The sequence below is a fragment of the Flavobacterium aquidurense genome, assembly GCF_002217195.1.
GTDB lineage: Bacteria > Bacteroidota > Bacteroidia > Flavobacteriales > Flavobacteriaceae > Flavobacterium > Flavobacterium frigidimaris.
On record NZ_MUGR01000007.1, the window covers coordinates 93856 to 100345 of the forward strand.

Consider the following 6490-nt stretch of genomic DNA (forward strand, 5'->3'; position numbering starts at 1 on the left):
AATATTATATTTACGTCATATATTTATCTTTAAACGACAGAATATAAAACAATTCCAGTTAATAAAAAATGAAATCTACCGTTGAACAAATCAAAGACATTCAGAATCATGGTTATACCTTAGATTTTTCAAATGTCTTTAACAATGCTTTTGAAAATTATAAAAAAATAGCCCTTTATGCCGGATTAATATTATTAGTATTTTCGATACTTTTTGGTATTGTCGGTTCTATTGTATTAGCAGCAATTTTTGGTGCAGAAAAATTAAGTAATCCCGCCTTTTTTACTATTCAGCCTATACATCTTTCCAGTCTTGAAGTAGTTTATTATGTTGCAGGAACCGTTATTTTTTCAGCATTGTTAAGCCCTTTTAGTGCAGGATTTCTAAAAATGGCTTATTGTGCTGACAGGGATGAGCAATTTAATGTTTCAACTATTTTTACTTATTACAAAACCAGTCATTTTTTTCAAATATTTCTGGCAACGGCAACAATTTCACTATTTAGTGCCTCTATATCGACATTTCTGGAAATTCAAAAACTCAGTAATTTAGGAATTTTGGTCTCATTGATAATTTCTTATTTTACGTTTTTAACAATTCCGCTTATAGTATTTGGAAACTTAAAAGCGATTGATGCCATAAAATCCAGTTTCATACTAATTTCAAAACAACCTGTTGTACTTATGGGCTTAATGATTACGATTGTTATTGCTCTAATTGTGGGATTTATGGCTTTTTTTATTGGAATTCTGTTTACTGTTCCTCTTAGCTATTCAATGACATATGCCATATATTTTGCCATTTTTAAAAATATAAAAGAAGATCCAATTGATTCAATTGGGCAATCGGATTTAGAATAAAATAGAAAATTCCATATAAAAAGAGAGCCTAACCTACTCTGTTTTTGAATTTTCAAAAAACATTTTACTAAACCAACATACCCCAAAATCTATGGTAGAAGACTATAGTTTTTTCAATTCACTGATTTCAGGAATTGCCAGTCTTGGTAATCCCCTAAAATCAATTATTACAAACTGGTATGTTTTCTCCTCAGATATTATTTTTTTCCACAATCCTAAACTCGTAGTTTTAGGACTAATACTATTTGGTTTTCTTGCCATTCTGGTTTATCAATTCTTTAGAATCAAAAGCAAAATTGGTTATTTTATCGAAAGGAAACTGGAAGTAGAAACCGCAAACAGAGAATACCAACTGTATATCTTGTTTTTTGGCATTGCCATTATTGTAATCGAAATCATCAATGAAATTTTTAAAATCAGACCTAAAAGCTTATTGATTTTAAATTTATCGATAGGTTTTGCAGTGCTGCTTATTTATCTCATAACAGATAAAGTAAAATTTTTACGAAACAACATTCAGCCCATATTCATATTCTTTTTCTTTATTTACATTAGTTATGTCTTGCACAATATTATTGTTTTATCAAATGATGTTGTACCAATAATCGTTTTTTTAATTTCATTTTTCTTTTCTTACAGCATCCTGAAGCCCATAAAAATTTATTGGTTTTTCGTTGCTTTGGTTTTTATTTTTTTGGTTATAACAGTCATTTTTGATCTGATTCCATTACGATCTTCAATTTTATTAATTAATTTCTGCATTCTGATTTTTATTCTCAATCAGGTAAAATATGCCGTTTTATTAAACAATTTAGATAATTTCAGGTTTACAAACGAAATTGTTCATAAAGGAAACTCCTTGACAATTGCCACCAATAAAAAAAATGAAGTCTTATTTTGCAGTGAGACTATAACTTCAATTTTGGGTTATTTGCCGGATGAAGTGATCGGTTTAAAGTTTTGGCAACTAACAAAAGAAACTGATTTTATTGAAGATATAAAAAACTTAAATCACGAAGAAAACAAATTATATATTCGAAAATTAAAAAGTAAAAATGGCGAATACAAGTACATTCAATGGAAAGATAAAAAATTCTCTGAGGACTTAATCATAAGCATTGGCCAGGATGTTACCGAACAAATAAATGTACAGGACCAATACAAAAACCTGATTCAGACTGCTACCGATATCATTTTTGAAATTGACAATGATGGCTGCTTTACTTTTGTAAATGACTTTGGTTTTTCGATTCTGGGATATGCTGAAAACGAAATTATTTCACAACACTATTCCAATTTTATTCATGAAAATTACCAAAGAAATGCAGTTGATTTTTATGAAAATCTGGATTCAAACGAAAACAACTTTCCAACAATTGAAATTCCGATTCTAAAGAAAGACGGAAAATCACTGTGGATTTCACAAAAAATCATAATCCGTAAAAATGATTTAGGCCAGACCATTGGCTATGCCGGAATCGCCAGAGACATTACGGATATTAAAAACATAGAAAACGAGAAAAAAAAGCGGATTAAAAAAATCGAAGCCTACAATAATTCAACGAAAAGATTATCAACTTCAGATTTTAGTAAATATGATCATCTAAATACTGTAATCGATTATATTATTAAAGAAGCGGCGACTGTAACCAAAACAAATCGCGTAAGTTTCTGGAAATACTCTAAAGATATAATTACTTGTAAAAATCTATTCAGTGTAGATAAACAAAGGTTAAGCGATAAAAATATTCTCGATAAAGAATCATATCCCATTTATTTTGAAACTTTAAAAAACAAAGCCATCATAAATGCTCCAGATGTATTTAATAAATTAGAAACCTCTGAATTTCAAAAGCTTTATTTTACAAAAAATCATATCAAATCAATGCTGGATGTCCCAATATTCCTGAGTGGACAATTAGCTGGTGTTATTTGTTTTGAAAGCACAGAAGAAAAAAGAGACTGGGATAATGAAGATATCACCTATGCCCGAACTATATCAGATGTAATTTCTATTGCCATTTCTTCACAAATGCGACTTGAAGCTGAACGAAGATTAGAATTTAAGAGCCAGTTGCTTTATGCTCTTTCTCAATGTACGGAGAAGTTCTTACTGAGTAAAACCACTCACGAAATGTTTCAGGAAACTTATGAGCTAATTGGCAAAGCAGCAAAAGTAGACCATATGTACTACTATGAAAGAGATCTTGCAACTGAAACTATATCGCAGAAATACAAATGGTCCAGAAAAGGAATCAAACATCAATCAACCAATTTGCAACAGCTCACAAAAGACAACTTGCAAGAAATTTATGAAGCTGTAAGAAACAGAAAAATTCTAAACAAACTCACGCGCAAACTTGATAATACTTTTTTCAAAAATTTGTTAATCGATAATGAAATCAAATCAATTTTGATTTTGCCTTTATATATCAATGATGTCTTTACGGGTTTTATTGCTTTTGATGATTGCACCAACGAAAGAAAATGGTCAGAAGAAGAAATCTATATCTTTCAGGTTCTTGCCAATAATATTTCATCAGCATTAGAAAGAAACCGAAATGAGGCTAAAATACTCGAAAGTGAAGAGAAATTTAAATTAATAGCCAATAATATTCCCGGAACAGTTTATCTCTCGAAATTCGATGCCTTTTCGACTAAAATATTTCTTAATGATGAAATTTTAAATTTAACAGGTTACTCAAAATCGGAATTTATTGAAAACAACTTATCCTTTTTATCCCTTATTCACCCCGATGACAAAGATGAAGTGATCAACAATCAAATTGATAACCTTCAAAACGGAATACCTTTGCATAATATTTACCGGATTCGCAGAAAAACCGGGGAATATATATGGGTAGAAGAATTTGGAGATGTTATTAAAAAAGGAACAGAAATTGAGTTTGTGGGCGGGATTTATTTTGATATCACGAACAAAAAAGAAACTGAAGATGCCATAAAAGCCAAACAACTGGCTGAAGCTGCAAATAAATCCAAATCAGATTTCCTTGCCAATATGTCCCATGAAATCAGAACGCCACTAAATGGTATAATAGGTTTTACCCATTTGTTGATGAAAACTGACCTCGAAGAAATTCAGGAAAAATACATGACTACGATCAATCAATCTGCACATTCGTTGTTAGAGATTATAAATGACATCCTAGATTTTTCTAAAATTGAAGCCGGCAAACTAGAACTATTCATAGACTTATATGACATTAAAAAAGTATTAGGTCAGGTTTTTGATTTAATTGTTTACGAATCGAATCAAAAAAACCTTCAACTGGAATTAAATGTCGACGACGATGTCCCTAAATACATTTGGACAGATATTGTCAGGATCAAACAAATTTTAATCAACTTACTTTCAAACGCAGTAAAATTCACAAACGAAGGTTCTATAAAACTGAACGTTTCTATTCTCGATAAGAATAAAAACGATACTTGTATGATCCGATTCTCCGTTATTGACACCGGAATTGGAATTTTGGAAAAAAATCGAAATAAAATCTTCAAAGCTTTTTCACAGGAAGACAGTTCTACAACAAGAAAATTTGGAGGAACCGGTTTAGGATTAACGATTTCAAATCAGTTATTAGCCCTAATGGAAAGTAAATTACAATTGGAAAGCAAAATTGATGTAGGCAGTAATTTTTATTTTGACTTAAATTTAAAAACAAGCAACGAAAGTATCAACGAAAAGTACAATGCCGAATTAAAAAAAATCAATTCTGAACTGAGTTTTGAAAATAATACTAAAAATCATAAAAACATTACATTTTTAATTGTCGAAGACAACAAAGTAAACATGTTGTTACTCAAAACTATTATTAAAAACTTATATAATACTGCTCATATCTATGAATGTGAAAATGGGTATGAAGCCGTAAATCAGTTTGAAAGCATTAATCCCGATCTTGTTTTTATGGATATTCAGATGCCAATTATGAACGGTTATGAAACGACCAAAGCCATTAGAAATATCCCCACAGGAAAAAACATTCCGATAATAGCCGTAACAGCAGGCGCTGAGAAAGACGAGAGAAATAAATGCCTGTCAGCAGGAATGGATGATTATATTTCAAAACCAATTATCAAAGGAACTGTAGAAGAAGCTCTAGTAAAATGGTTAAAATAGTTTAAACTAAATTGTATTAATTAACGTATAATTCCCAAAAAAAATATAAATTCGTACAACATAAAACACAAAATAAACTAAAATACAATATTATATGAAGTGGCAAGGCAGAAGACAAAGTGATAATGTAGAAGACAGAAGAGGCCTTTCTGGCGGAAAAGTAGCCGTTGGAGGCGGTGTTATTGGTATTATTATTTTGTTACTGAATGTTTTTGGCGGCGAAAATGGCCAGACTATAGGAAATGTATTAGAGCAAATGCAAGGCGGTCAGCAAACACAAACTGAAGCAGCAGCGCCATTAAGTAAAGAAGATGAAGAAATGGGTAATTTTGTTAGAGTAATTCTGGCAGACAATGAAGATATCTGGAGTAAAATATTTGCTGAACATGGGATGAAGTACAAAAATCCTAAATTAGTACTTTTTAGAGGCTCTGTAAATACCGCTTGTGGTGGTGCATCGTCTGCATCCGGACCATTTTATTGTCCTGGGGATCAAAAAGTATATATGGACTTAGGTTTTTTTGAAGAACTTAAAACTAAATTTGGTGCAAAGGGTGGTGATTTTGCTATCGCCTATGTTATCGCACACGAAATAGGGCATCACATACAAACCTTACTGGGAACTTCAGCAAAAATGCGTGAGGCACAGGAAGGAAAAAGTCAAGCGCAAGCAAACAAACTTTCCGTTGCTTTAGAATTACAGGCGGATTTTTATGCAGGAGTGTGGACACATTATAATCAGGAAAACTTAGATACAGGAGATATCGAAGAAGCTCTAAGTGCCGCTAATGCAGTTGGTGACGATGCTATTCAAAGCAAAATGTCCGGTCAGGTAGTTCCTGATTCCTTTACACACGGAACATCGGAACAAAGAATGTACTGGTTTAAAAAAGGTTTCAAAACCGGAGATATCAACCAGGGAAATACTTTCGAAGAAATAAGATAATTCATAAACCAAACTATTATAACCAAATGAGCATGATTAACGTCATGCTTTTTTTTGTTTTTAATAATGTATGGCTTAAACAAACTTTATTACAGAATTCAAAATATCATCCACTTACGTACTGTAATTTGGGCGTTTCCCTGCGGGCTGGGCTGTCCGCTAAATCTTTTGCGATAGGCTTATCGGTTTACACCGAAAAAATTTAGTTTTCCACAAAAGGATACCGCTGCCATCCCTAACGCAGTTTACGGGTAATTAGAAATATAATTTTTAAAATTCTAAAGTGTTATGACTACTAGTCTTTGCAAACTTAACATTTACAAACAATTCAAACTCCTTTGTGTGCCTTGCGGTTAAATAAAGGTAAAACCGTAAACCAATTAAAACAAAAAACTCCGTTTGGTTAGAAACAGGGTTTTCAAAAGAAAGGCGACAGACCCCGATAGCTATCGGGGTTCCCACATAATTACTGCATTTTGTAAAACAAAAAATCCCCATCAAATAAATGATGAGGATTCTTAAAAGAAAGGCGACGACATA

The 6490-nt window shown here is 31.8% G+C and carries 4 protein-coding genes; 3 read left to right on the forward strand and 1 reads right to left on the reverse strand.

The annotated features are described in order from the left end of the window. Positions 1-68 precede the first annotated feature (68 nt). The 3 genes from B0A67_RS05115 (at position 69) to ypfJ (ending at position 5950) form a co-directional block, all read left to right on the forward strand. Entirely contained in the window at positions 69-860 is a 792-nt protein-coding gene (locus B0A67_RS05115) for a DUF2189 domain-containing protein (RefSeq protein WP_072960388.1), read from the forward strand. A gap of 91 nt (positions 861-951) precedes the next feature. Next, positions 952-5004: a PAS domain S-box protein gene (locus B0A67_RS05120; protein ID WP_072960390.1), complete on the forward strand. Its 4053-nt coding sequence runs from the start codon at positions 952-954 to the stop codon at positions 5002-5004. 94 nt (positions 5005-5098) lie between these two features. After that, positions 5099-5950 carry a KPN_02809 family neutral zinc metallopeptidase gene (gene ypfJ / locus B0A67_RS05125; protein ID WP_072960393.1) on the forward strand — a complete coding sequence of 284 codons (852 nt, stop codon included), beginning with the start codon at positions 5099-5101 and terminating at the stop codon, positions 5948-5950. Positions 5951-6220: 270 nt separating this feature from the next. Here the strand turns inward: ypfJ and B0A67_RS24925 are convergent. Continuing rightward, a partial coding sequence (locus tag B0A67_RS24925) for a hypothetical protein (protein ID WP_207557312.1) occupies positions 6221-6490 on the reverse strand: 270 nt, incomplete at its 5' end.

Bases quoted from the DNA above. Each gene is read 5' to 3' on its own strand.
- B0A67_RS05115 (WP_072960388.1), top strand. From the start codon at position 69: ATGAAATCTACCGTTGAACAAATCAAAGACATTCAGAATCATGGTTAT.
- B0A67_RS05120 (WP_072960390.1), top strand. From the start codon at position 952: ATGGTAGAAGACTATAGTTTTTTCAATTCACTGATTTCAGGAATTGCC.
- ypfJ (WP_072960393.1), top strand. From the start codon at position 5,099: ATGAAGTGGCAAGGCAGAAGACAAAGTGATAATGTAGAAGACAGAAGA.